The organism is Sinomonas humi, from assembly GCF_000802235.1.
In the GTDB taxonomy this organism is placed as follows: Bacteria; Actinomycetota; Actinomycetes; order Actinomycetales; family Micrococcaceae; genus Sinomonas; species Sinomonas humi.
Map to the genome: position 1 here is coordinate 1 of NZ_JTDL01000078.1, position 24,030 is coordinate 24,030.

Here is a 24,030-nt window from a genome sequence, read left to right on the forward strand (position 1 = left end):
CCATCTCCCCGGCGACCTTCTCGGTGATCCTGCTGACCGTGTCCTTGGACACGGCGGCCCCGTAGACCTCGTCGAAGTGCGCGGCGATCTCCCCTGTGGTGAGCCCTCGGGCGGACAGGGACAGCACGATCTCGTCGATCCCATCCAGGCGGCGGGCGCGCTTGGGCACGATCACCGGGTCGAAGGAGCCGTCGCGGTCCCTGGGGACTTCGATCTGCACCGGCCCGATCTGGGTCAGCACAGTCTTGGGCCGGGTCCCGTTGTGGATGTTCGACCCCAACGGGGTCTGCCCGTGCTCGTGCCCGAGGCGCTCGGTGAGCTCGGCCTCCAGAGCGGTCTCGAGCGCTGTCTTCGTCAGCCCGGCCAGCAGCCCGCCCGGTCCGACCAGGGACAGGCCCTGCGCCTTGGCCTGCGCGAGCAGCCGCTCGGCGAGTTCTTTCTGATCGATGATCTCTCCGGTCACGGGATCGATCATCTGGTCTTCGTACTGCTCGGTCGTGTTCGACATGGCCTGATCCTTTCAATCAGGCCGAACCCAAACACCGTTCAAGCGACAGTCCCCCCGTACACGGTCCTGTTCAGTCATCTAGTTAAGCGGGAGCAAACTGTGCAAGCCCGGAATCACCGGGATAAACCAGGATGCGGGCCCAAGCCAGAGATGAGGAGCAAGACGGAGAAGGAACACAACCGCCCTGAATGCGATCGTGTCCGGAGCGTCGACTGCCAGGATCACTTTCGTTGCCAGCGATCGTCCCGCGAGGTGGTCGATGGCCCACTGGTAGTCTCCCCAGGAGGGTGGGTGAAAGGCGAGCCGACGAGCGAGGTCGAGGTCACTGAATGGGTGGTCCTGGAGGCTGTCTCAGTCGAGATCGAGGCTCAGGTAACGGTAGACGGTGGCCCGGCCGACGCCGATGACCCTTCCGATGTCTGCGGGTTTGAGTCCTTGGGCCTTGAGCTCGTGTGCGCGTTTGACGTTGGGGTGGCCAGCGGTGACCTCGCGGCGTCCGGCCTTTCGGCCGTTGGCGGCTGCTGCGGCCATGCCGGCCCGGGTGCGTTCGGATAGCTGGTCGCGTTCGAGCTGGGCGAAGGCGGAGATGATGGTGATCATGGCCTGGGCCATGGCCCCGCCGAGCTCGGTGTCGGGGTCGGTGGTGATGCCGTCGCGCAGCGAGCGGAACTTGATGCCGCGTTCCTTGAAGGCGTCGAGGAGCTCGAGCAGGTTGCGCGTGTTGCGGCCGAGCCGGTCCAGCTTCCACACGACGACCTCGTCGCCGCGGCTGAGGCGGTCCAGCATCCTGTCCAGCTCTGGCCGGCTGGCCCTGGCCCCACTGACTCCATGGTCGCGGTAGATCCGCTCGCACCCGGCCGCCTCGAGGTCGCGGATCTGCAGGGAGGTGTCCTGCTCCGCCGAGCTCACCCGCGCGTAGCCAAGTCGCGCCATTCGCCGCCTCATTCCAGTCAAAGGTCAAACTTTCCTCGATGTTGAGAATATCGAAGTGAGACACATTGCTGGGACAACTAGGACCGAGACGCTCCGTTGAGATTTCAAGGAAGTCACCTATGTGTGGGGGAGGACCGGCTGGCCTGCCCGGAAGTCTCGCTAAAGGAACCTTAGTTTGGACACGGGGTGGGGCCAGAGGGCCGACGGGGAGGCTGGGTCTTCTGCCCTCGCATCCGCAGTCAAGATTTATGCAGCGACCGGCTGGCGTCGGTCGGGGGAGTCTGCGCCGGCCGGAAGGCCGGAGGCGGTTGTGTGATTCTCTTCGCCCCCGGACTTCCCTCGGGTCAGTCGCAGCGTGCGGTCATGCCGCCGTCGACGATGATCTCGGTGCCGGTGACGAAGCGGGCTTCGTCGGAGGCGAGAAAGAGGGCCGCGTGGGCCGTGTCCCTGCCGTCGCCCTCGTAGGGGAGGGGGATGCGTGATTGGCGCTGTGCGATGAGTGTCTCGACGTCGCCGCCGGCGCGCTGCCGGGCGAGGCGTGCCTCGACCATGGGGGTGTGGAGCTGGCCGGGCACAACGGTGTTGGCCCGGATCCTGTTCGGCGCGTACTGGACGGCTGTGACGCGGGAGAAGGAGATGACTGCGGCCTTGGAGGAGGCGTAGGCGATCTGTGCGGACCCGGTCCAGCGGATTCCGGAGGTGGAGGCGATGTTCACGATGGATCCGCCGCCGTCTTCGATCATGTGCGGGATCACCTCGTGGCAGGTGCGGTAGACGCTGGTGAGGTTCGTGTCGAGCTGGCGGGCCCATTCCTCCTCGGAGAGTTCGGCGGCACCTCCCTTGCGGGATCCGCCGACGACGTTGACGAGGACGTCTATCCGTCCGAAGCGGTCGATGCACGCTGTTACCAAGTCCTTGACCGAGCCGCTGTCGGTGACGTCGGCGAGCTGGCCTTCTACGGTGTCCCCGGCGGAGCGGATGAGGTCGAGGGTCGGGTCCAGCGCTTCCTGGCTGATGTCTGCAGCGAAGACGTTGGCCCCTTGTGCGGCGAAGATCGTGGCGCACGCGCGTCCGTTGCCCCAGCCGGGTCCTACGCTGCCGGCGCCGACGATGAGGGCGACCTTGTCTTTGAGGCGTTCTGCCATCCTTCTTCTCCTGCTGTGGGGTGATGGGTAGGGCCGTGGGATCAGCGGCCCGAGTTGTGGAAGGCGAAGACCCTGCGCGTCGCCGACGTCACCGAAGCCATGGCTTCTGTGCGCCAGGGCGTCGAGGTGGCGTGCTTCCACTCCGGGGTATCGCAGAGGGAGGGGTGCTCGATGTCGTGGACGGTCAGCAGCGCCTCGCCTGCTCCCTCCCGGAGGCGGAACTGGCGCACCCTGTTCCAGCCCTCGATCGAGGTTAGGAGGGGGATGTGCTCGTCTCGGTACCACTTGATCAGGCCATCGTGGTCGTTGGAGGTGAGCCCGACGAGGATCAGGTAGCGGGGCTCCCCTTCAAGGCGGCCAGCCTCGTAGTCGAGGGAGTAGATGCGGCGGTCGAGAGTGGCCAGCCGCTGTACCAGGGCCTGTTCGCGTTGGCTGCGGTGCGCGCGCAGGGCGTTGTAGGCGGTGGTGTCTAGGAATCCGGGGTCGACGTCGTAGGTGGCGAGCCAGCCGGGCGTGCGGTGGTCGGCCGCTCGGAAGCGGAAGCCGTTCCTGAACTGCTGGAACTGCATGCGCAGGGGCACGTGCTCGTGGTCGTACCAGTCGTGGAATTCCTCGGTTGGCACTTGGCCGGGGTCCGAGTAGACGACGAGGAAGTCCTGGTCCATGGTCATTTCCTTTCAGCTTCCGAGAGGTGGGAAGGGGCACTCGGTACACTGGCGGTCAGTGCCCAGGGGCGAGCGACGCGCCGACGTGCAGGTGAGAGGGAGCGGCAGTGTCTCGTGAGAATCCGGATGTGATCGATTCGCTCGAGAAGGCTTTCCGCCTCCTGCAGGTCTTCTCCCACGAACACCCTTCCCTCACGATCAGCGAGGCCGCCGAGCTGTCCGGACTGACGCGGCCGACGGCCCGGAGGATCCTGCTGACGATGGTCAGCCTCGGGTTCGCCGAAGCCGATGGCAAGCGCTTCAGCCTCACTCCCAAGGTCATGCGGCTCGGCTTCGCCTACCTTTCTGCGCTGCCCTACTGGGAGACCGCCCAGCCTCATATGCGCAGGCTGGCCGCAGAGCTGAACGAATCGTGCTCCATGGCCACCTTGGACGGGAACGAGATCGTCTACCTGACGCGTGTCCCCGGCAACCGCAGCATGGTGACCACCCTGAACACGGGGTCGCGGCTTCCTGCCTATGCGACCTCCATGGGGAAGGTGCTGCTGGCTCATCTGAAGCCCGCCGCCCTGGACCGGTACCTGGCCGAGGTCGAGCTGGTGCCGTTGACTCCGAGCACGATCACTGACCCCGAGGAGCTCCGCAGCGTCCTGGCAGAGGCGCGCGCGAGGGGATACGCCACGGCGGACGGCGAGCGGGAGGAGGGGATCCGTTCCGCGGCCGCACCGGTGTTCGCCCGGGGCGGGAGTGTCGTGGCGGCCGTCAACGTCTCCGCCAACGCCGCCCGGGTCTCGCACGAGAGGCTGGTCAGCGAGTACGTGCCTGCTCTGGTCGAGACGGCGCGGACGATCTCCGACGAGATCGGTGCGGTCACGGTCATGCATTAGGGGCGAAGTCGAAGCAGGCCTCGGGGTTGGCCACCAGGAGGAGCTCGAGTTCGTCCTGGGTGGGCGCGATGCCGCACAGGGTGTCGACGAGGTCGCCGTCGTTGGGCATGAAGCCGTGGGTGTTCGGGTGCGGGAAGTCGGTGCCCCAGACGCATCGGTCGGGCCGGGTGGTGAAGAGTTCGCGGGCGAGGGCGATGGCGTCGTCCAGCTGTGGCGGGTGGCTGGCGATCCGGTCGGCGCCGCTGAGCTTGACCCAGACGTCGTCGTTCTCGACGAGGAGCCGCTTGAGGGCCTCCCGCTCGCGCTGGGGGCGGCTGGGGGAGATGTCGAAGCGCCCCATGTGGTCGAAGACGATGCGCAGGGGGATCTCGTGGACCCGCTCGGCGAAGTCGAGGATGGACGGGCCCATGACGTGGACGGCGAGGTGCCATCCGAAGGGCCCGACCAGGTCCACGATCCGCGCGATCTCGGAACGGGTGGGCGGTGCGCCGAGGTGCGCGGCGAAGTGGATCCTTGCCCCTCGCATGCCGGCCTCGTGCCAGCGCCCGATCTCCCGGGCGGTCGTCTCGGGGCCGACCAGGGCCACGCCGCGGTACCTGCCCGCGCCCCGTTCGAGTGCGTCGAGCACTGCGCTGTGGTCGGATCCGTGGCAGGCCGACTGGACGAGGACGGACCGCTGGAACCCGAGGAACCGGTGGAGTTCTTCGAGGTCCTCCAGTGGGACGTCCTCTGGGGTGAAGGTGCGTTCCTCGGCGTACGGGAACCGGTCGTGGGGCCCGAAGATGTGCACGTGCGCGTCGCAGGCGTTCGGCGGCAGCTCGAGCTGGGGCTTGTGGGGGTGCCGGTTGGGCCCGGGGGTGGTGGCCTCGAGGGTGTCCGTCATCATTCCTCCTTCCTAGGCGTTGCCAGACAGCAGGGGCTCGCGGTCCGCCGCGGTGACGCCCAGGGCCACGAGGAACCTCGAGACCATGTTGTAGGAGGCCACTGTCGCGGTCAGCTCGACGATCTCTGTCTCGGTGAAGAGACCTCGGAGCCGCCCGAAGGTCTCGTCGGACACAGCGACCCCGCGGGTCATCGCATCGGTGTAGGCGAGCACGGCGTCGTACCGGTCATCGCCTGTGGTCACTGGCCCCTCGACCCTGATTGCCTCGATGGTCGCCTCCGGGATGCCGTTGGCGCGGCCCAGCCCGACATGTGCTGCCCATTCGTAGTCTGCGCTGTTCAGGACGGCAACCCGCAGGATGATCAGTTCGCGCAGGTCGCCCGGGACGGAGAAGCTCTGCCTCACCGCGCCGAGGAGCGAGTTCCAGCCGGAGGCGAGCCCGTCGTTGTGGGCGAGCAGCCGGTCCAGCGGGGTGAGGAACCCGCCGCGCCGTTCGATAATCCTTTCGGCGGTGGTCCCGGTGGGCGTGGTGAAGGAGATGCGGGGCATGGTCTCTGTTTCTCTGTATCTCTTGGTTCGCGGTTGGATCGCTGCGGAGCGGGCCGCGGGTCAGTGCGCGCTCGGCACCGGCGCTGGCTCGCCGTGGTGGGAAGCGACCGTCGGGGACGCGGGAGCGGCCGCGGTCGGGAGGGGAATCTGCACGAGCGGGGCTTCGAGGCCGCGCATGATCCGCAGGGCGCGCGGCCGGTCGAGCTGGCGTTCCCAGACGCTGACGACGAGGCTGCCCATCATCTGGCCTGCGAGGCTGACCAGTCCGCGCATCGTGGAGAGGAAGCGGTCGATGCCGAGGATCAGCATGATGCCCACCACGGGGACGGTGCCGGTGGACGAGAGGGTCGCGGCGAGGATGACGAAGCCTGCCCCGGCTACCCCGGCGCTGCCCTTGGACGTGAGCATGAAGACGGCAAGGAGCGCGATCTGCTGCCAGATGCTGAGGTTGATGTCGAAGGCCTGGGCGATGTACAGGGAGGCGAACCCGAGGTACAGGCACACGCCGTCACCGTTGAAGGCGTAGCCGGAGGGCACCACGAGGCCCACGATCGGCTTCGGGCAGCCCACGGCCTCGAGCTTGCGCATCAGCTGCGGCATGACGGCCTCGTAGTTCGAGGTGCCCAGGGTGATGAGGATTTCGTCCTTGAAGTACCGGTAGACGGGGAGTACCCGGAGGCCGCAGATCCGCGCGACCGCACCGAAGGCGAGGACGCAGAAGAGGATGCCGACGACCCAGAAGAGCACCACGATCGAACCCAGGCTCACCAGCGTCGACACCCCGAACTTGCCCGTCGTGTAGGCCATGGCGCCGAACGCGCCCAGCGGGGCGAGGTACATGATGAGCTTGATGATGCCGAAGATCGCGTCGTTGATCCTGCCGACCGCGGCCACCACCGGCTCGCCCTTGGCGCCGAGCATCTTGAGCGCGACGGCGAACAGGACGGCGATGAGCAGGACCTGCAGCACGTTGCCGTCGGTGAACGCGCCGACAAAGCTCTTCGGGATGATGTTCAGGATGAAGTCGTACCAGTTCTGGTGCTGGCCCGTGCTCACGTAGCCCTTCGCCGCCTCGTTCAGCTTGAGCTCGCTGGCCTTGGCGTGTATCCCGGCTCCGGGCTTCAGGATGTTCATGACCACGAGGCCGACCGCGAGGGCGACGGTGGTCATGATCTCGAAGTAGGCCAGCGCCTTGACGCCGATCCGCCCCACGGAGGTCAGCTTCCCCGCCCCCGCGATGCCCGTGACGATCGTGCAGAACACCACGGGGGCGATCAGCATCTGGATCAGCTGGATGAATCCCGTGCCGACCGGGGCGAGGGAAGCCCCGAAGGAGGGGAAGATGAATCCGACTGCGGCGCCGAGGATGATCGCCACCGCGACGGTGATGTACAGGCGCGGGCCCAACGCCGACTTCAGGGCTCTTCTCATGAGATCCACTCCGTTATGAACCTGTGTACGTAGGACGTACAGTTGTTTGACAGACGTACAATTGTTGCTCACGTCACGTCCGGGTGTCAAAAAGGCCTGAAAAGGCGCTGGCCCTCTGTCCTTGAGCTGTCGCCCCGGTTCAGAGCCCTCTCCGCAGACCAAGACCGGCAGCCCTCAGCCCCTTGAGGAACCGCCTGATGTGACAAGCCCACGATGGGGGAGTCGACGCGACCCGCTCGACTTCGCTTCAGGCTCTGGGTGGTCGGGGCAGCGCGCCCTCAAGTGGAATTTTGGTGGTTTTTCAGTGTTGTCTACGGTAACGTGGCGTGGGTAAGGTGGTGTTGGTCATGAGCATCGATTCGATCGTCGGAGCGGCGTACGGCCGTACGGCCCGGCTGGGGATCCGCGAGATCGTCCGGCAGCTGAACGGCTCGCTGGGTCCGACCCTGGTCGCGGCCCTTGCCGGGGCGAAGGACCCGAAGATCTCCTACCGCTGGGCCAGGACCGACGGCCCCGAGCCCCGGGACGAGGCACAGGCGTGCCTCGTGCTCGCGCACCGGGCCTGGCAGCTTGTCGCCGACGTCGAAGGCGACCATGTGGCCCGGCTGTGGTTCGTGGGGGCGAATCCCTACCTCGGCGAGGTGTCCCCGGTCGAGGCGATCAGCCAGAACCGTGCGGCCGAGGTGATGGCGGCGGCCAAGGCGATGGTCGAGGACGGCTTCGCCGGATGACGCCGGGGGTCTGTTCGAGGACTGGCCTGGCGTACACCGAGGGGGCGGTCGAGGGCTGGCGGATCGCCAAGACCTCCTATGGCCCGCTCAGCCCTGTGGCCCGCGAGGCGGGTGAAGACCCTTCGGGCTGGTACCGATTCGACACGCTCGGGTCGACCGTCTACTTAGCCGAGACCCGCAGGACGGCGTTCGCCGAGACCCTTGCCATGGCTCGCAACGTGGCCGGGTACAGGACTGCCACGGTGTTCGCCGCCGAGCACTTCGGCATCGGCCTCGAGGAGGCCGAGCGGATGGTTCGCAAGGACTGGGAGCGGATCGGGCTGATGGCGCCGGGGTGGATCCCGGCGATCTGGCGGGACAGCCGGCTGATGTACCGCATCCGGGTCGAGTCCCCACGGCGGTGGATAGACCTCACTGCGGCTGAATCCATCGCCGTGCTCAACAATGAGCTCGGCCCGCAGCTCGCGACGATCACGGATCCGCCGCTCGAGCAGGTCACCCTCAGCACCCTCACCGGCGAGAACCGCCGGGCCACGACCATGGTCGCCGGCTGGCTCCGGGGCCTCCTGCTCGACGACGGCTCGTACCCGGCCGGGGTCCGCTTCGCGAGCAAGTACGGCTCCGGTGTCTGCTGGGCCCACTGGCTCCGGCGCCGCGACACAGGAGTGGGCCCTGATCCCGTGGCCGTCATGTCGAGCACTCACATCAGCCACGACGATCCGGACCTCGAAGCCGTGCTTCAGCTCTACCGGCTCAAGACCCGCTGAGGCAGACGGGAGCCGACGCCGCGGGCGCGTGAAGCATCTGCGAAATGGCGCGGACGACCCTCTCAGTCCCCGTCAATAGGCCCGCCGCCCAGGTCCCCAAGCAATCATTTGCGTACGTGCTGTGGGGTCGGATTGATGCGGCACCGTGGTGAGGGGCCGCATCCACGGTGATGGGCCGGCTTACGGGCACAAGCTGAGAGGTGACCAGGCTGCCACCCGCTCAGACAGGTCCCGGAACGGCCATTCATCGTTGATAGCGTTCGTGTATGTTCGTTCCATCCTCCCCGTACCGCGAACCAGGGTTCGGCGCATGGAAGCAAGGGTTGGAGGCTTTGCCGCCTTCGGAGGTCTTGATCCGCGAGGCGGAGGAGACGGCGCAGGACGGTCGCTGGATGCGTTGGATACAGGCAGGCTGCGAGTCAACCTACATTCAGTCTGTCGAATACAACGTGTCGAAGATTGCGCAGCAGTTCGTCTTGTTGGCAGAGATCGCTGATTGTCCTGTCGGTCTTTGTTGTGTGGCCGCGGGTCGAACCGATTCCGACCCGATCTTCATTCAGCTGGTTGCAGTAGTTCCCTCTGCGCGGCGACGAGGGGTAGGACTGGCGCTCCTCAGCGCGGCCGCCGGGTGGCAACCGCAACGCGACATCGCGATGGCCACTCTTGACGACAACGTCGCCGCGCGAAGGCTGAATAAGCGTTTCGCTCAATCGATCGGTGGGGACATCCAGCGTGTTCCCGTCCGCCGGTTCCGGCCGTTCGATCTAGGAATCGCTCCAGGCGAGCATCACCGTCCCTGGATGATCGACCGTCAGAAGCATGCGTGAGCGATCCCTCACGGGACGAAATGTCGAGGTTCCCGGTCGACGTCCGAGAGGTGGATGCGGACTGGATGGCGGAGTCACCGGGACTTGACCGAAGTCAGCACAAAAGGACGCGTCAGAAGGGTGGATCGTCGTCGCTTTCTGGGGTTGTGCCGATGATCCACCAGGGATCGTCCGGGTCCTCGTCGGGTTCCTCTGGCGGGAGCGGCTTCAGCCACTCATCCGTGACTGACATTGTCCTGCTGTTCGGCTCCGACTCTGGCGGGAGCGAACTGATCTTCACGATCACGGGCACCTGTGCGGAGACTCCGGCGACCACGCAGACGCCCCTCGGGAGGATTGGGAGTTGCTCAAAGGAGACCCGGTCGAGGTAGGCGACAGCCTTCTCGATAGCCTGGACATCGAGGTTGTTCACGAGCCGGTGGAGGAAGTAGTTGTGAAGCTGGGAGATGATCGTTGGCGAGATGTCGTGGGGCCGCTGGCTCGCGAGCGTGAGGAAGACGCCGAACTTACGGCCTTCCTTGACGATCTCTTCGAAGGTCTCTAGGCGGTAGTCCCGCCACGCCTCGCTTTCGCGCGACGACTCCAGTGACAGGATGTTGTGAGCCTCATCGATGATCAGGTTCAAGTACCGCTGATTCGTCGGATCCTTCTCCTTCTTTCGGTCATACAGGTGTTTGCAGAGGAGCATCGGGATGACCTTGCGCATCGAGAGGTTCACGTCGCGGAGCGATACGACGATCAGCGGCTCGTTGTATGTCTCGTTGTCGTCGGCGACGATGAGCTTCTTGATATCCGGGACTCGCGTTTCGAGGCGTTTGATTAGTGGCGAGAGATGCTCGCGGTTCGAGAATCCGCTGATGATGTCGTTGTAGTACTGGAGGACGATCTTAAACCGGATCAGGTCGACGCCGGGCTCGATCGCCGAGAAATCAATCGGCAGCTGAACGACCTTGTCCTTCGTGAGCGATTCCCAAGCGGCATGGTCCGGGTCGATGTAGTTGGACCACGGTCCCCAGAAGAACTTCCCCATCGTTGCGTTGTAGTGCAGGTTCGTCTGGAAGTCGTCGATCAAGTCGGCCAACTCTTGTGGGGCGGCCGATCCCAGGCAACTCTGCACCTCGGCGAGAAGGTTGAGCACCGTCTGGCGATCGAGAGACTTATCGTTGCTCTTGGTCGCCCGAAGGACCATGTCGCCGAGCACCGCGAGAAGGTCGGAGGGATCCCCTATCCGACGGTCCCAGTAGTCGCTGTTGAGCACGCGACCGAGGAAGGGGGCCTGGGTCTTCTCTGTGGCGTCCAACAGGACCGTCCAGAACGCAAGGTCGTGCATTGCACTCGAAGGGAGCGGCAACTTCGGTGCATCGGCGGAGCGCGTGCTGAGGGCGTACTCGCGCTTGTTCGCCTCACCAGTCACGGCCTTGGTCGAGCGTCGGTCACTGCCAGCGCTGTCGCTGTTGCGGTTGAGGTACTCACCATTGAAGTCGATCAACACGAACTGCGACCGCTCTCGGAAGCTCGCGACTCCTCCGTAGAGCTCAAACAATTCGTGGTACAGCTTGGCGAGGGTGTAGGACTTGCCACTGCCGGTGTTTCCGAAGATCCCTACGTGACTGGCAAAGATGGCGTTGACGCCGACCGAAACAGCCTGGGTTGGCTCCATCGCGAGCACGCCGATCTCGATAGGAATGTCGGATTCGTCGACGAAGGCGTGGATGAGACCGAACTCGGCCTCGGTGAGAATGAAGCACTCGTTGTCGAGCAGAGGCATCTCGCGGATGCCGCGCTCGAAGCGACCCCTCTCGATGTAGCCGACGAGGCTGACTTGGAGTTGGCGGGACATCGGGTCGACGCCGCGTCGGTAGACCGCCGATGCACCGCGGTCTTCCTCGATAACCTCGCCGTCGACCTTGGCGATCAGCTCCGAGAAGCCTTTGACGATCTTGAGGTAGCCGCCCACAGCCACGTTGCGGACGATGCCGCCTTGGAAGAGCAGGTGTGAGTTGTTCTTGAGCTTGTCGACGGAGACACGGACCTGCCGACCCTCCACAGAGACGACTCGACCGACCCGAAATACCGTGTCTTGCTCCAAGGAGTCGCCCTCAAACAACCGTGCCCTCTTCCCTGGGGATTCGGATGTCCAACTCGATGCGCTGATCTGTTGAGGGAAACTTGTCCGCAATGATCGGAACAAAGTAGTCGCTCGTCACGACGTCGAGTGATGCCTTCATCTCCGCTGCGCCATCCTCCGGCTCCGGGGGCACGACGAAGAGGATGTTGGTGTTCTTGACGTCGGTGTCAGGGATCAGCTTCTGATACTCGGCGAGGTCCGTCCGCGAGTAGCAAAAGACGATCACCTGAAGCGTCGGGTTGGACCTCGCTGCCCGGACGACGACGTCGCGAAGGTGTTCGTCGCGGAACGAAAAACCATGGACAAACAGGACGCTGTTTTCCTTTTCCAGCTCGTTGGCGAACCGGCGGATCAGCTCGTAATAGGTCTCGTTGAGAACAGTGGTGGCGAACTTGCGCTTGTCAGGATTGACGATGCCGAGTCTGTCGTACGCATCGGTGAACCGGGCAACCGTCGCCGGGACTGCGCTTGTCGGCGCCTTCGGGATCAGTGCAGCTGCATCAACTTGGTCCCCGTCGGTGATTGCGATGAGGTCGCCTCGCGCTGCATCGAGCGCCCGCTGGACCTCGGACACCAGTGAGAGTCCGTGGTCGAAGATGATCTCGGTCCGCTCCGGCGAACGGTGCTCTTGTAGCCAACCCACTGAGCCGTGGATCTTGACCAGGTTGAACACCGGAACCTCTGAGCGCTGCTCGAACCTACTTGCCATGCGCAGCCGGATCGTGTTGAAGTCCCCTAGGTCGAAGCGCGGACGGATCTTGCCGCTGAACCCGTCGCTGAAGTCGATGCCCATTTGCTCCAGCGCAACCTCGAAGACCATGTCGACGTTGGTCGTGAAGATGTTCGCCTGCTTTGCGAGGATCGAGCTGTGCCGCTTGAGGAGGATGCGGTTGAGGGTCCGAAGGAACTTGGCGTAAGAGGTCAGGACGTCTTCGGTGTCCGCGTGGCGCTCGACCACTTTGAGGTTGGGGGTGAGCACCGAGTCGAAGAAGTAGGCCTGGATAGAGGCCTTCACGACTGCCTTGACGTCATCGGCGGCCGTCGACTCTGCGACCTGCGTCAGGGCGTCCTCGACGTTGCCGAGCAGACCGAAGAACGACGAGGGCGTCCCTGCCCCGATGAGGAAGTTCAGGTGGGAGTCCTGGACTATGGTGCGCAGCCTGTCCGGGCTGATCCCGTTGGCAAGACTGCCTGGCACCGGTTTGTGCGGGACGCCGTTGATGCTGACCTCGGCCATCAGGCTCCTTTGCCTTCGCGGATAGAGGTGGCCTCGAAGTCTACGATCGGCTGCTGGAAGTCCCGGTTGTTCTTCTTAGCCACGAACTTCACTCTTCGGACGTGCGCTGGCGGGGTGCTGTGCGCGCCTTGCGGGGCCGTCCTCCGAGCTTCTTTGCGGGAGGCTCGATGCCGAAGCCCTTTAGGTCTGAGTCAGTCCAGCCCTGTCGCAGGGCGGCGCGGTATTTGGCGAGGTGCTCATTGTCGGCTGCGGAGAGTTCGACGCGTGCGTCGGCGCTTCGTTTAGCGGCGTTGGCGTACTCCCGGACGGCGGCGATGCGCTCGTTGCGGTCCTGCTCGATTCTGCGGTGCGCGGCCTCTTCGATCTGCTGGATGTCCATGCCGCCAGACTACGGGCGGCGACCCTCTCCGCCCTGCCGCGCCACGGTGTTTGTGCGAGCGTTGTACATCCGCGGAGCGGACTCTTGGACGGAAGCCGCGCATGAGGTTTCGAAAACCGCACAACTACTCATCGGAGGAGCAAGCTATACATTTACCCGGGGGTAAATGGCGTGTCGTCCCCGGGGCGGTGCCCGGGTCCTTGGCAGACTGGGGTCTGGTTCCCCGAGGTTTCGGGGTCGCTGCGCTGGGCGGGGGAGGGAGTGGTCGTGGCCGAGCCGAAGGCAGCTCGTCTTGGGAAGTCGCGGCGCGACAGCACCCCGGGTGGGCGGACCAGGAGGGTCGAGGTGTACGTCACGGAGGCGGAGAAGGCGGCTCTGGTTGTGCGTGCTTCGCAGGCGAACGTGAGCGTGCCGCGGCTGCTGTTCGAAGGCGCGTTCGCGGCGGCGGGGGAGGCCGCTCATGACCGGCGCAATCTGGCCGCGGAGCTGCTGGGGATCCGGACCCTGCTGGGTGCGGTGTCGAACAATGTGAACCAGATCGCCCGGCACGCGAACGCGACCGGGGAATTCCCGGACGACGCTGCCGCTGCCGTGGCCGTGGCGCGCCGGCTCATGGCGCGGATCGACGAGGCCGTGGTGGCGGTGATGCGTCCATGATGCCGAACGTGACCAAGGGCGAGCGGATGATCGGGCTGATCAACTACCTCGTGGGCCCGGGCCGGGCGAACGAGCACAGGGACCAGCGCCTGGTCGCCGCCTCCGACATCATCGTCGACGCCGAGGCCGGGGAGCGGCTCGATGCAGAGTCGGCCCTGAAGCTGGGCAGGGAGATGGATATCCCAAGGGCCGTCTTCGGTGCCGGGAAACTGGGTGCCAAGCACGTCCTGCACGTCTCGCTGAGCCTGCCCGCCGACGAGGGCCAGATCAGCGACGAGGCGTGGGCGAAGGTCGCCCACGGCTTCGCGGAGAGGATGGGCTTCACCGGTGCCGACGGCAAGCCGCCGTGCCGGTGGATCGCGATCCACCACGGCCCCAGCAAGGCCGGCAACGACCACATCCACCTGGCCGTGTCGATGGTCCGCGAGGACGGCACCCGGTGGAGCCAGCACAACGACTTCAGACGCGCCCAGGCCGCCTGCGCCGAGCTCGAAGCCGAGCACGGGCTGCGCGTCGTCCGGGGTGTCCATTCCGAGCGCGGCTACCACCCCAAGGAGCGCGAACGCGCCACCGCCAAGGGCGCACCCGGGCTGGACCGCGAGACGCTCCAGCGCGCCCTCCGGGCCTCGTCCACCGCGAGCCTGGACGAGGCCGAGTTCGTCCGCCGCCTGCGCCGCACCGGGATCCTCGTCCGCCCCCGCTTCGCCCACGGGGACACCGCCACGGTCACCGGCTACTCGGTCGCACTCCGCCCCCAGAGCAGGGCGGAGAGGCCCGTGTGGTTCGGCGGCGGTAGGATCGCCCGCGACCTGGCCCTCCCGCAGCTGCGCAAGGGCTGGACCCTCACCGAGGAGACCACCACGGCTGCGAGGGCCGAATGGCAGGCCGCCGCCAACGGCAAGCGCCCGACCACCCAGGGGCGCGAGGCCCGGGTGCCGACCGCTGCCGAGTGGGAGAAGGCCACAGCAGAGGTCGGGGAACTGTTCGAGCGGATGAAGACGATCCCGCTGACCGACGATGCCCTGTGGGCGCAGTTCGCCCGCGAGACCTCCGGGGCGTTCGCGGCCTGGAGCCTGCGCACCGAACCTGTCCCCGGGCCCTTGGCCGAGACCGCCAAGGCCCTCTCCCGCACCGCCCAGCTGCGCCGCTTCCCGCCCCGCACCGAGCACGCCCCGATGCCCAGTGCGAAGGGCGCCGGCATGCTGCTCATGCAGACGGCCGTGGGTCCCTCCACCGCCGCGGGGCACGCCCTGCTCCTGGCCCAGCTGCGCAACACCATGCGCGCCCTCCACGACATGCACAAGGCCTCCGGCAGGCTGCAGGACGCCGAACGCATCAGGACCGCAGCCATGGACAGGCTCACCGCCGTACGCGGGAACCTCCAGACCCTCCAGGAACAGCACCTCGCCGCCCAGGCTACGGCGTCGGGAGCGTCACGGTGGCTTGCCGCCGCCCCGATCGTCGAGAGCGAGCAGGACCACGCCCGGCGCCTCGCCGCCCAGTCATTCCCCACCACCCCGGCAAGGGTCCCCGGCACCGCACCGGAGAGGGCCCCCAGCAGCACAGTCCGGCCAGGCGGGGACAAGGACCGGGGGAGGGGCCGCTAGCTCCCGTGAGACCGGGGCAGCGGGCCTGGCGAACCGCGGCGCGTCGGTGCAGCGGGGCTAGATCCTCGCATGGAACCGGGGGAGGCGGCCCTGGGCTTGTACACGAGACTCGGCCTTAACGACGGGACGGGCGGCGCTTGCATGGGTCTGGCCCTTCTGGCCGTGCTGGCCGCACTCTGAGCGAGGCCGAAGGGCACTACCAGCGGGGCCGCGCCGCCTACCTCGTCCAGGGCCTGGCCCAGGACGCAGCCTGGGCCGACAGCCGCTACGCCCGCGCCCTGCATCAGGGCGGCCGAGCCGGCCCAACGGGCCTTCGAACTGGCGCTGCCTCCGCGCTGCACAGGGACGCAGTCCGGTTCCAGTTCCGAACGGCTCCCGAGCGCATTCGCCTGGGCGGGACGGGCGTCGGCAGCTCTGGATCTGGCCTTTGCCCTCGCCGCCGAGGCCGGGGACCCGGCCCTGGTCGCAGACCTGGTCGAGACCCGCCTGAACGGGACCGCCCACACCACCCCAGCCGACCAGAACACCATGGACCTGGCCTTCGCCCACCGCGCCTTCGGGATCGAAGCCGCCGAAGCTGCACCCACCTGCAGGCCCACACCCTTCGCCACCTCCGACCCGGACGAAGGCCTGGCGCTCACCGCTGCGGGCCCCGCCGCCCTCCTAGCCACCGCCACTCTGCCGGTGGTACCCCCACCCCCGCTCCTGGCAACCGGCCCACAACCCACCAGCCCGTCTGGTTCTGGCCCGCTTCGCTGCCGCACTCGCTCCTACCGGCCGCCTCTGGAGAACCGGATGGCCCATCCGGACCTGGTGATAACAACGGCCGGTCAATCGTCCTAATCGTCGCGGGAAACGGCAGGCGCGGCGCCCAGCAACAACCCGGATCAGCCGGGTCGGCTACCACTTCCACTTCGGACGGCGAGACGTAGCGCGAGTGGTCGAACCGGTCGATGTTGGGCCAAGATCCGATTCGGGGGCCTTTTCCCGCAGCGAGTTCCATCCCGAGCCGCTCCAGGTCCACTGGGTTGAGCCGGGCCAGCCGTGCAGGGGGCGGCACCACTCGAACGGCACCGCGGAGATACCGTAGCCGGCTCCGAGGAGGCCGCCGGTGATGGCGGCGACGGTATCGGTGTCGTTCCCGCCGCGCGCTGCCTCCTCGAGCGCGGCCCGGAGGTGCGCGGGGCCCTTGCGCCTGGCAGCGGTGGAGGCGATTGCGCTTCAGGCTCCTTGGAATGCCTCGACTACCCCGCCGTTGTTCGAGAAGTCCCGCGGCCGGGACGCCTCGGCCACAGTGATGCGCTGCTCCCATAGCCGGACCCGGTCGGTATCCAGAAACGCCAGCCCTGCACGGACGTTGAGCCGACTCGTGAGGACGGCGTGGCGAATGGCGAGGCACCACAGGCGAAGGACGTCGGCTCTTCAGACACGCTCCGTGATCTCCGGGTCGCGTCGCGCCTCGCCGCGGGAACGGACGACGGCGAGTCGACCGCCGCGCCCTTCGTCGCCCATTCCGTGGCTCAGCTCTAGCGGGCTGGACCGGGTGCCGGGAACAGCTCGCTCATGCGCACCGCGGGCAGGGGAGCGCCGAACTCGTAGCCGGCGCCTGCAGGCATGTGCAACCCTGCGCGGATAGGATTCAACTCCGGCGTACCGCGGATGGCCGCAAGCCAGAAGAACACGTTGGAGAGGTAGCGTTCACGACAAATTCGGTGGGGAAGGCTTGTTGGGAATGGGCATGTTTGGAAATGGCAGGAAGCGACTTTCGATGATCTGCGTGTACACCCAGCGGGAGAGGGACAACCCCGTCCTGCATGAGCAGGGAAGCTACTTCACTGCCCTCTTGAGGGAAGAATTCAACTCGACGGATCGAACCAGTCCCGACAACGGCGGGAGCGCCTACTTCCTGGAGTCCTTCGAACTGGCCGACGGTGGTGACCTTGGGGTCTTCAGGTTGAATGAAAGGAATCCCTGGAGCGGTCCGGCCTTCGCCCTCGCACCAGGGAACCGGGGCATTTTGGCCTAGTCGGCTCCCTCGCTCTAGGCCCACCCTCAACATCGCCTGACCGAATCCTCCGTACGGCACGGATCCGTGCTAAGTCGACCGGGGTTGCCTTCGTTCAGAGACCAGGCAATGCGTGAGGTGAGCTAGCCCGCCTTGCTTGTGCTGCTTCTTCTTCACCAGGTCCGCACGGGTTGCGGGGCTGTGTCGAGTGTGGGGTAGTCATCGGAGCCCCAGGTGTTGAGGGCCGTTCGAGGCCGATGGTGCGTGGGGATGAGGAGGGGCGGCGGGGGCGAGGCCGGCAGTTCGGCGTCTGCAAGGAGCGAGCCCGTTCCGGCCGTGGCCGGGACGGGGGGCGCTAGTTCTCTGTGGGCTTGCTCTGTACCTGGCAGGAGGTCCGCGCCGGGTCTGTGGTGTTCGTGGTCACCGGGTGCGGTTTTGTCGATGCCGGCGGTGCTGCGGTGGCTGGTGGAGTTGATGTGGGCTTCGATCAGGTCCGCGAGGGTGGAGTGCTGTGCGGCTGACGCGGCGAGGTCGAGGGCCACGATCGATGCTTCGCGTGCTTGGGCTGCCCATTGGATCCGATCGGATGCGCTGCTGAATTGGAATCGCCTGGATTGCAGATACTGAGCCGCTGGTATTGCGAGTTCGAGAGCGGTTTGGAGAATTTTTGATTTCTTGTCGGGGACGGCTTTCTTGGCACTGTGGTGGTGGAGCAGAAAAGCCCACCGGCTTGAGGTCCAGGCCGTGTCCAAGTGCAGTCCTTGGCTTCGGTAGAGCTTCACGGCGGTAGTGAACGCGTCCCAGCCGCGGTCCTGTTCCCCGTTGAGGTACAGGACCATGCTGAGGGAACGGTAGGTTCTGGCTTGATGTTCGACAAGGCCCAGAGCGGCGAATTCGGCGAGGGCGTTGTAGAGCATGGTCTGGGCGGTGCCGTAATGGCCTTGCGCGGCGTCCATGTCGGCGATGTTGAGCCGTGCTTGCGCGAGCGGTCGTTTCAAGCCTAATTGCATGTAGATAGCGAAGGCGTCGTAGTAGGCGTCCTCGGCTTGTTTCCATCGTCGTGAGCTTTGGTAGAGGGCGCCCAGGTTGTTCAGGGTGGCTGCAACCTCCGTCTTGCGGTCGAGGTTCCGGAATATGGCCAGGGCCTGCTGGTAGGTCGCTTCTGCCTCTTGCAGCCTCCGGGAATTCTGGTAGAGGCCGGCCAGGTTGACCATCGTTTGTCCGGCCGATTCGTCCAGGCCCAGCGAACGTCTGGTCTTGATGGCCTGAAGGTAGGTGGTTTCGGCGTCCTGCCAGCGTCCTGTTTCCCGCTGTAGGACACCTAGGTTGTTCTGGATGGCTGCGACCTCCTGGCGTAGGCCCAGGCTTTGGTAGCCTTCGATGGCTTGTCGATGGTGGTATTCGGAGCCTTTCCACCGCCCGGTTTCCCTCAAGAGGTTGCCTAGTTGTGCGTGCGTGCGCGCGCTGCCTGCCGCCAGGTCGAGCCGTTCGTATACCGCAAGGTTTTTTTGCAAGAGGTCCTCGGCCTCCGGCCAACGTCCGGTGGTCAGGAACAGGGACGCGAGGTTTCCGCAGTTCAGGGCTGCGTTTTCGTGCAGGTCAAGTCTCTGAAAGAGGTCGATCGCCGACGTGTAGGCAGCTTCGGCTTCTTCCCATCGCTCGGTCCGGTGGTAGAGATCACCCATGTTGGCGCGTGTGCTGGCCGCGTCCTTGCTGAGGCCAAGTCTTTCGAATTCTCTCCAGGCGTATGCGTAGGCCTCTTCTGCCTTCTTCCACTGCCCGGCTTCGGAGTAAAGGATGCCCAGGTTCTCCCAGGCCACCGCAGTTTCCTGGGGCAGCCCCAGGCGTTCGAAGCCTTCCCGCGCCAGCACGAGCACTTGTTCGGCATCTGCCCGGCGTTCTGAATTCCGGTAGAGAGTGCCGAGGTTCAGCCGGGCCCGGGCGATATTCTCGAGAAGCCCGAGTTGTTGGTAGTCCTCCAGTGTCTGCAGGTAGGCGGCCTCGGCGTCCTGCCACCGCCCCGCGGTCTGGTAGGTTCTGGCCAACGTCTCCCGGGCCAGGGCTTGTTCGCCGGCTCTGTCGGAGCCGGCGAGGCCATCCACTGCTTCGATGAGAGCCGTCTCCGCCTCATCCCATCGTTCCAAGTGGGTATGGATCCCGCTGAGGTTCACCTGCACCCTGGCCGCGTCCAGGCCCATGCCGAGGCTTCGGTAGGAATCAAGAGCCTTGCGAAAGGCTGCTTCGGCATCACGCCAACGTCCGGATCTGGCACGAAGGATGCCCAGATCGTTATGGATGACGGCTTCCTCCGCTGTGGGTCCGACCGGGTTGCATCGTTGCAGGGCTTCTGCGAATTTTTGCTGCGCTTCCTCCCACCGCCCGGAGTCCCGGTAAAAATTCGCCAGCCTGCCCAACCCGCCAACACTCTCACCGGAGCGCTCTGGACCCTCCAGGGAAAACAGTTCGAGGTAGGTCTCCTCCGCTTCCTCCCACCGCGCCAGCCGGGTCTGCACATCCGCGAGGCTTCCCAATACCCGGCATGTCGCGTCCATGAGTTCCAGGCCTTTGAACCCGGCCACGGCTTGAATGATGACGGCTTCGGCGTCGCTCCATCGTCCGCACTCAATGTACAGGTCGCCAAGGTTGTTCAGGGTCTTCGCTGTGCCCTCGGCAGCGCCCGAACTTTGATACCCTGCGATGGCTTCGCGGTACGCGGTTTCGCTTTTCTCCCAGTTCCCGGCTTTCTTGTGAAGGTTGCCCAGGTTGTTCCTGGCGCTTGCCTGCTCTTGGGCGAGGCCGAGGTCCTCGAATGCGTCAATGGCCCGTTGATAGGTTTCTACGGCTTCGTCCGTCGCGCCGGCTTTCGCGTGGAGGTCCGCCAGACGTGTCAGTGTCACGGCCGCGTTCCGCCGGTAGCCGTTGACCTCGTACAGCGAACTCAGCTCGGCGAGGGTGCCGGCGGCCGCGGACAATTCTTCCGTTTGCTCATACAGGGCAGCCACGTTCTTCATCGCGTCGGCGAGGGCTTGCACATTGTCGGCGGACACCCTCTTGCCCGGGCTCCACCCGCCAGCGCGCATGTTGAGGTCAAGGCACTGCAGCCACAGGTTGAGCTTCTCTTCGGCATTTCGGCTTGCCTCTGCACTGGTGCGGGCGAGCTGCGCAGCCTGGCTATAGTCTCCGTCGTCCCGGAGGCTGCCCGTGACCTCCCGGAGTTCGTCCAATGCCTCATCGATGCGACCCTGCATCCTGAGCGCCGTTGCGAGAAACGTGCAGGTCAAGGCAGTCACTTCGGGATCTTCAAGGGCAACGGCATGGACCGCTGCGTCCCGCAGGAGCAGCTCCGCTGCTCCGGCGTCGCCCAGCATCATGTGAGCCAGAGCCAGATTGTGCCCGGCCGCAGCAGATTCACGGTGGAAGCCCTTTGACCCGGTCCAGGGCGCGATCGGCGCCAGAAGCTCCAGCGCAGCTTGGGGGTTCCTGTCTCTCAAATGCATAACCGTGGCGCTGTTGAAGCATTGAGCGGCGAGGACTTCATATTCAGGGCAGCCGAGGAACTCGTCACCTGCCGCCTTGTACGTTCGCGCCGCCTCCTGGCAGTCGTCGACGCGGGATAGTCTTGACGCCTCACTCCGCAGCCGGTCAGCCCGCTCGAATATCGCCTTCCCGTCCAAAGACGCATCCTTCCTCGCCATGGTGAGCCGAGCATACCGGTGGAGGCGTGCCTCGTGTTCGAGGTGGCCGGCCTTCTGGGCCAGAGCCGGGCGCGGGCGTCCCGTCGCCCTTCCCGGAATCCGCGAGCGGGACCAGAGGGCGTAGCGGGTGGGTGTTCCAGGGGACCCGGAGACCGTGGGCCGATCCCGTCTGGACAGCAGGGCCGTGGTCCCGGCGGCGGTGGGGCCGGGGCATCGGCAGGGCCCAGGGGTGGTTAAGGGGTGGGGGTGCGGGCCCAGGCGGCTTCGGCGCCCTCGATCCAATAGCGCGCGCCACAGCCAGAGGGCCTTCCGGTGCTGTCCCGGCGGCGTCGCCCTCTCGTGCTGGGGTGGGGTGCTGTTGAGGTGGGCTTCGACCAGGTCCGCCACCATGATCCTGTGACACATCTGTGGGACGTGAGGCACGGCGTCTTCAGAGATCGAGTTGCCGCGGACTAGGCCGAGTTGCTTGAGGCCGCGGCCTCCTCCAACCGCCCCGCCTCCTGGTGCACGATCCCGAGGTTCCTGCGGACCGTGGCCTGGTCCGCGGGCAGGCCCAGCTGGGTGTACAGGTCCAGGGCGGCCCCGTACTCGGTCCGTGCCTCCGCCCACCGCCCCGCCATTTCGAACAGGTCGCCGATTCCTTCGTGCACGTCGGCGGCGAGGCGGAGGACCGCAGCCCCCTCGGGGGTATCTGGCACAGCCCTCAGCACCTGAATGATGGTTCGGAGCTCCCCCCTGATTTGCTCTGGGGCCATGATGCTGTCTGCGAGGCTGTCAAGGAGGCGTTGCAGGCGGTCGGACGGGTCGTCTTCCACGGATAGGCCTCCTTCCTTCCATTCTCTTCCGCAAGGCCCGCAAGTGCACGGGCCGAGGCGGCCTGCCACTTTCTCGGGGGCGAAGCCGGCGGCGGAGTGGCCGTTCCTTGAGGAGTGGCTCGCACAAGGGGAGGCCCAGCAGCGGGCTGATGCGGGCAGTGCGGGCCCGTCAGGGGACCAGGCGGCCAGGTGATCCGGAGGCGGAGTTCGGGTAGTCGTCGTGGATGTTCACAGTCGAGATCTCGAACGACCCGTCGGGCAGGCTCCAGTAGTGCAGCCTGAGGGCCGCGGGGGTGTTGTTCTCGATTCTTGCCCGCCAGGCCAGGGCGCCGTCCCAGCGCTGGAGCTGCTTCTGCTTGGTCTTCTTCGTGCACAGGGGCTTGATGCTCAGGGTTCGCCATCGTTCCTCTCGGCGGATGAGGATGTCGACAATGGTCTCGAGGGCCTTGCTGCGGCGGTCACCGGCGACTGCGGAGGCATCGAGGGTGGCTGGCAGGTCGGGGCCGATCCAGTAGCGGGACGGAGCGGGGTAGCGGTCCTTGTCGGTGGCTAGGACGTAGCGGGCCCAGGTCGTGTAGATCTCGTGTCTGAGGCCTTCGAAGGGGTCGGCGAAGAGCTCCCGCTGAGGCTCGGCTGCGGCCGTTCTGGCGAGGGCCTTGAGCTTCTTCTTCAGCCCTCCGACTTCGGTCCGCAGGCGCCGGATCTCCTGATCGGCCCTGTCCAGCTGGTGTTTGAGCTCGGTGCCCTCCTGGAGTGCCGTGGCAAGCTGGGAGGCCATCCGGGCCCGGGCCGCCTCGGTGGGCTGGGCGTCATGGGCCGTGTGCACGCGGCCGGCTTGCGGGGCGGGCACCGGGCCCGGGGCCTCCCGGCGGTCTGATGCTGCCTCGGTCGAAGGGACTTCTGGCACCGCAGGGTCCTCGGCCTCCGGCGGCTGGGCCGCTCCGACTGAGGGGGAGGTGGGCGACGAATCCGGGTCTCGGGTTCCCGGGGCTTCCGGTTCCGCTGCGGCTGCTGGGGGGGCGTCAGCGGCACGGGTTGGGGCCGGCGCGTCAGGGGGGGCGGCGTCCGGCTCTGTGTCGGGCGGGCTCATCTGGCCTTGGGCTGCAGGGAGGGGCTTGGGGAGCGATCGGCCGAGAGCGAGCCATGGCGGGCCCTCGGCGAGGAGCGGTGGGGCCTCGGCGGTGGGATGCTCGGCTGCCTCGGTCAGGGAGAGCCGGACTGCTCCGGATTCGTGGTAGTAGAGGGCGCACACGACCTCGCCCTCCTCGGCGACCCCCTCGGGGACGGGGACGGTCCAGGTCGATCCGGGGAAGAGGGTGAGTTCGGCTGTGCTGGCGGTGATGTTCCGGGCCAGGGCCAGGACGGTGCTGCCGGGCCGGTAGACGAGGCTGAGGCGGTGGCGGATGAGCGCTGGTGCGATGTCGATCATTCCCTCGGGCAGCGGGATGCCGGTGACGCGCTGCCCTACTGCGAGATACCACTCGGGCGGGATCCCGGGCAGTGTGTTGTCTGCGTTGATGGTGACCAGTGCGCCGTCCTCGGCGGTGGCCAGGGCGTGCCCGTCCGGGATGAAGCCGCGCACGGTGACGGTGCGGGGACCCGGATCCGGGGTGGTGCCCGTTCCTGCGGCCTTCTTGGCAGCGCACCCCAGGGCGTCGTCCATTGCCCTGAGGGCGGCGGCCTCGGCCGAGCGGCGGTCGAAGGCGACGCGGGGCCTGAACCGTGGAGGGGCGCCGCCTGCGAGGGCGTGGGGCTCGTAGACGCGCGCCGCGTTGCCGTATACGCCGGCCTGGGGGGGCAGGAGTCCTGCGAGCCCGTGCGCGGCCGTGTCGTCCAGGACGAGGACGGCGGCGATGCCCTTCAGGTCGCGTTCGAGGCCCTTGGCGTCGATGACGGCCTCGGGGGCGTGGCGGTTCTGGGAGACGACCACGACCGGGTCACGCCGTCCCGCGCGGAGGATCTCCTTGGCCACCGTGTCGCCGGCCATCGTCGCGGTCGCGGTGGGTGCCATGAGGACCTCCTCGGTGGTGTGTTCTCCAAGACAGTCCACCATGGCCGGGGCCTCTGCCGCCAACAGTGCCCTGCTCTACACAGGTAATGCATCCCGGGAAGATGGCCGACGGCAGCGGGAGGGGTTAGTCTTCCGACAACGGATCCAGCGGGCAAGGGGGAACCAGCGCA

General features: G+C 66.3%; 22 protein-coding genes. 8 read left to right on the forward strand and 14 right to left on the reverse strand.

Annotated elements, in window-relative coordinates; all coding sequences use genetic code 11:
- From LK10_RS04920 to LK10_RS04935, 4 genes are all read right to left on the reverse strand, one after another.
- Positions 1-475 (reverse strand): transposase (locus LK10_RS04920; RefSeq protein WP_197061856.1); only part of this gene is annotated, 475 nt, incomplete at its 3' end.
- A gap of 384 nt (positions 476-859) precedes the next feature.
- Complete coding sequence (locus LK10_RS04925; protein ID WP_043120653.1) at positions 860-1,441, reverse strand: recombinase family protein; 582 nt, start codon at positions 1,439-1,441, stop codon at positions 860-862.
- Positions 1,442-1,785: 344 nt separating this feature from the next.
- Positions 1,786-2,586, reverse strand: coding sequence for an SDR family NAD(P)-dependent oxidoreductase (locus tag LK10_RS04930; RefSeq protein ID WP_043120654.1), 801 nt, complete (start codon positions 2,584-2,586; stop codon positions 1,786-1,788).
- A 41-nt stretch (positions 2,587-2,627) separates the two neighbouring features.
- Entirely contained in the window at positions 2,628-3,251 is a 624-nt protein-coding gene (locus LK10_RS04935; RefSeq protein ID WP_043120656.1) for a hypothetical protein, read from the reverse strand.
- Between the two features lie 128 nt (positions 3,252-3,379).
- On the opposite strand from LK10_RS04935, the gene LK10_RS04940 reads away from it, so the two are divergent.
- Positions 3,380-4,138, forward strand: coding sequence for an IclR family transcriptional regulator domain-containing protein (locus LK10_RS04940; RefSeq protein WP_231567609.1), 759 nt, complete (start codon positions 3,380-3,382; stop codon positions 4,136-4,138).
- On the opposite strand, the gene LK10_RS04945 is transcribed toward LK10_RS04940, so the two are convergent.
- From LK10_RS04945 to LK10_RS04955, 3 genes are read right to left on the reverse strand one after another with little or no spacing between them, the layout of a single operon-like run.
- The gene (locus tag LK10_RS04945) at positions 4,128-5,024 is read right to left on the reverse strand and encodes an amidohydrolase family protein (RefSeq protein ID WP_231567610.1); all 897 of its coding nucleotides are present in this window, start codon (positions 5,022-5,024) and stop codon (positions 4,128-4,130) included. The two genes, LK10_RS04940 and LK10_RS04945, sit on opposite strands and share 11 nt — an antisense overlap.
- Positions 5,025-5,033: 9 nt before the next feature.
- Positions 5,034-5,570, reverse strand: a complete 537-nt coding sequence (locus LK10_RS04950; RefSeq protein WP_052206973.1) for a carboxymuconolactone decarboxylase family protein — start codon at positions 5,568-5,570, stop codon at positions 5,034-5,036.
- Positions 5,571-5,630: 60 nt separating this feature from the next.
- The gene (locus LK10_RS04955) at positions 5,631-7,001 is read right to left on the reverse strand and encodes a cation:dicarboxylate symporter family transporter (protein WP_081998288.1); all 1,371 of its coding nucleotides are present in this window, start codon (positions 6,999-7,001) and stop codon (positions 5,631-5,633) included.
- A 347-nt stretch (positions 7,002-7,348) separates the two neighbouring features.
- Here LK10_RS04955 and LK10_RS04960 point away from each other — a divergent pair, with 347 nt between their 5' ends.
- The 3 genes from LK10_RS04960 (at position 7,349) to LK10_RS04970 (ending at position 9,326) form a co-directional block, all read left to right on the forward strand.
- The gene (locus LK10_RS04960; RefSeq protein WP_043120658.1) at positions 7,349-7,732 is read left to right on the forward strand and encodes a hypothetical protein; all 384 of its coding nucleotides are present in this window, start codon (positions 7,349-7,351) and stop codon (positions 7,730-7,732) included.
- A complete protein-coding gene (locus tag LK10_RS04965; RefSeq protein ID WP_043120659.1) occupies positions 7,729-8,499 on the forward strand; it encodes a hypothetical protein in 771 nt (256 codons plus the stop codon). Before LK10_RS04960 ends, LK10_RS04965 begins: the two co-directional genes overlap by 4 nt.
- 266 nt (positions 8,500-8,765) lie before the next feature.
- Positions 8,766-9,326 (forward strand): GNAT family N-acetyltransferase, encoded by a 561-nt coding sequence (locus tag LK10_RS04970; RefSeq protein WP_081998289.1) that lies wholly within the window; start codon positions 8,766-8,768, stop codon positions 9,324-9,326.
- A 112-nt stretch (positions 9,327-9,438) separates the two neighbouring features.
- Here LK10_RS04970 and LK10_RS04975 read toward each other — a convergent pair whose 3' ends face one another.
- The 3 genes from LK10_RS04975 to LK10_RS04985 all read right to left on the reverse strand — a co-directional run bounded on the left by LK10_RS04975 (position 9,439) and on the right by LK10_RS04985 (position 13,070).
- Complete coding sequence (locus LK10_RS04975) at positions 9,439-11,373, reverse strand: ATP-binding protein (protein WP_052206974.1); 1,935 nt, start codon at positions 11,371-11,373, stop codon at positions 9,439-9,441.
- A gap of 52 nt (positions 11,374-11,425) precedes the next feature.
- Positions 11,426-12,691: an SIR2 family protein gene (locus LK10_RS04980; protein ID WP_043120664.1), complete on the reverse strand. Its 1,266-nt coding sequence runs from the start codon at positions 12,689-12,691 to the stop codon at positions 11,426-11,428.
- An 88-nt stretch (positions 12,692-12,779) separates the two neighbouring features.
- Positions 12,780-13,070, reverse strand: coding sequence for a hypothetical protein (locus LK10_RS04985; RefSeq protein WP_043120665.1), 291 nt, complete (start codon positions 13,068-13,070; stop codon positions 12,780-12,782).
- 267 nt (positions 13,071-13,337) lie between these two features.
- Here LK10_RS04985 and LK10_RS04990 point away from each other — a divergent pair, with 267 nt between their 5' ends.
- Together LK10_RS04990 and LK10_RS04995 are read left to right on the forward strand one after the other, a co-directional pair.
- Positions 13,338-13,727 carry a plasmid mobilization protein gene (locus LK10_RS04990; protein WP_231567611.1) on the forward strand — a complete coding sequence of 130 codons (390 nt, stop codon included), beginning with the start codon at positions 13,338-13,340 and terminating at the stop codon, positions 13,725-13,727.
- The gene (locus LK10_RS04995; RefSeq protein WP_052206975.1) at positions 13,724-15,334 is read left to right on the forward strand and encodes a relaxase/mobilization nuclease domain-containing protein; all 1,611 of its coding nucleotides are present in this window, start codon (positions 13,724-13,726) and stop codon (positions 15,332-15,334) included. Before LK10_RS04990 ends, LK10_RS04995 begins: the two co-directional genes overlap by 4 nt.
- Before the next feature lie 900 nt (positions 15,335-16,234).
- On the opposite strand, the gene LK10_RS23005 is transcribed toward LK10_RS04995, so the two are convergent.
- The gene (locus LK10_RS23005; RefSeq protein WP_197061858.1) at positions 16,235-16,549 is read right to left on the reverse strand and encodes an ADP-ribosylglycohydrolase family protein; all 315 of its coding nucleotides are present in this window, start codon (positions 16,547-16,549) and stop codon (positions 16,235-16,237) included.
- A 165-nt stretch (positions 16,550-16,714) separates the two neighbouring features.
- Here LK10_RS23005 and LK10_RS21745 point away from each other — a divergent pair, with 165 nt between their 5' ends.
- Both LK10_RS21745 and LK10_RS05000 read left to right on the forward strand, forming a co-directional pair.
- Positions 16,715-16,864 (forward strand): hypothetical protein, encoded by a 150-nt coding sequence (locus LK10_RS21745; RefSeq protein ID WP_156144041.1) that lies wholly within the window; start codon positions 16,715-16,717, stop codon positions 16,862-16,864.
- Positions 16,865-17,066: 202 nt separating this feature from the next.
- The gene (locus LK10_RS05000) at positions 17,067-17,360 is read left to right on the forward strand and encodes a hypothetical protein (RefSeq protein ID WP_156144042.1); all 294 of its coding nucleotides are present in this window, start codon (positions 17,067-17,069) and stop codon (positions 17,358-17,360) included.
- 152 nt (positions 17,361-17,512) lie between these two features.
- On the opposite strand, the gene LK10_RS05005 is transcribed toward LK10_RS05000, so the two are convergent.
- From LK10_RS05005 to LK10_RS05015, 3 genes are all read right to left on the reverse strand, one after another.
- Positions 17,513-21,013, reverse strand: coding sequence for a tetratricopeptide repeat protein (locus LK10_RS05005; protein WP_043120669.1), 3,501 nt, complete (start codon positions 21,011-21,013; stop codon positions 17,513-17,515).
- 473 nt (positions 21,014-21,486) lie between these two features.
- A complete protein-coding gene (locus tag LK10_RS05010; RefSeq protein ID WP_043120671.1) occupies positions 21,487-21,849 on the reverse strand; it encodes a tetratricopeptide repeat protein in 363 nt (120 codons plus the stop codon).
- A 169-nt stretch (positions 21,850-22,018) separates the two neighbouring features.
- Positions 22,019-23,860 carry a hypothetical protein gene (locus LK10_RS05015; protein ID WP_043120672.1) on the reverse strand — a complete coding sequence of 614 codons (1,842 nt, stop codon included), beginning with the start codon at positions 23,858-23,860 and terminating at the stop codon, positions 22,019-22,021.
- Positions 23,861-24,030: the final 170 nt, after the last annotated feature.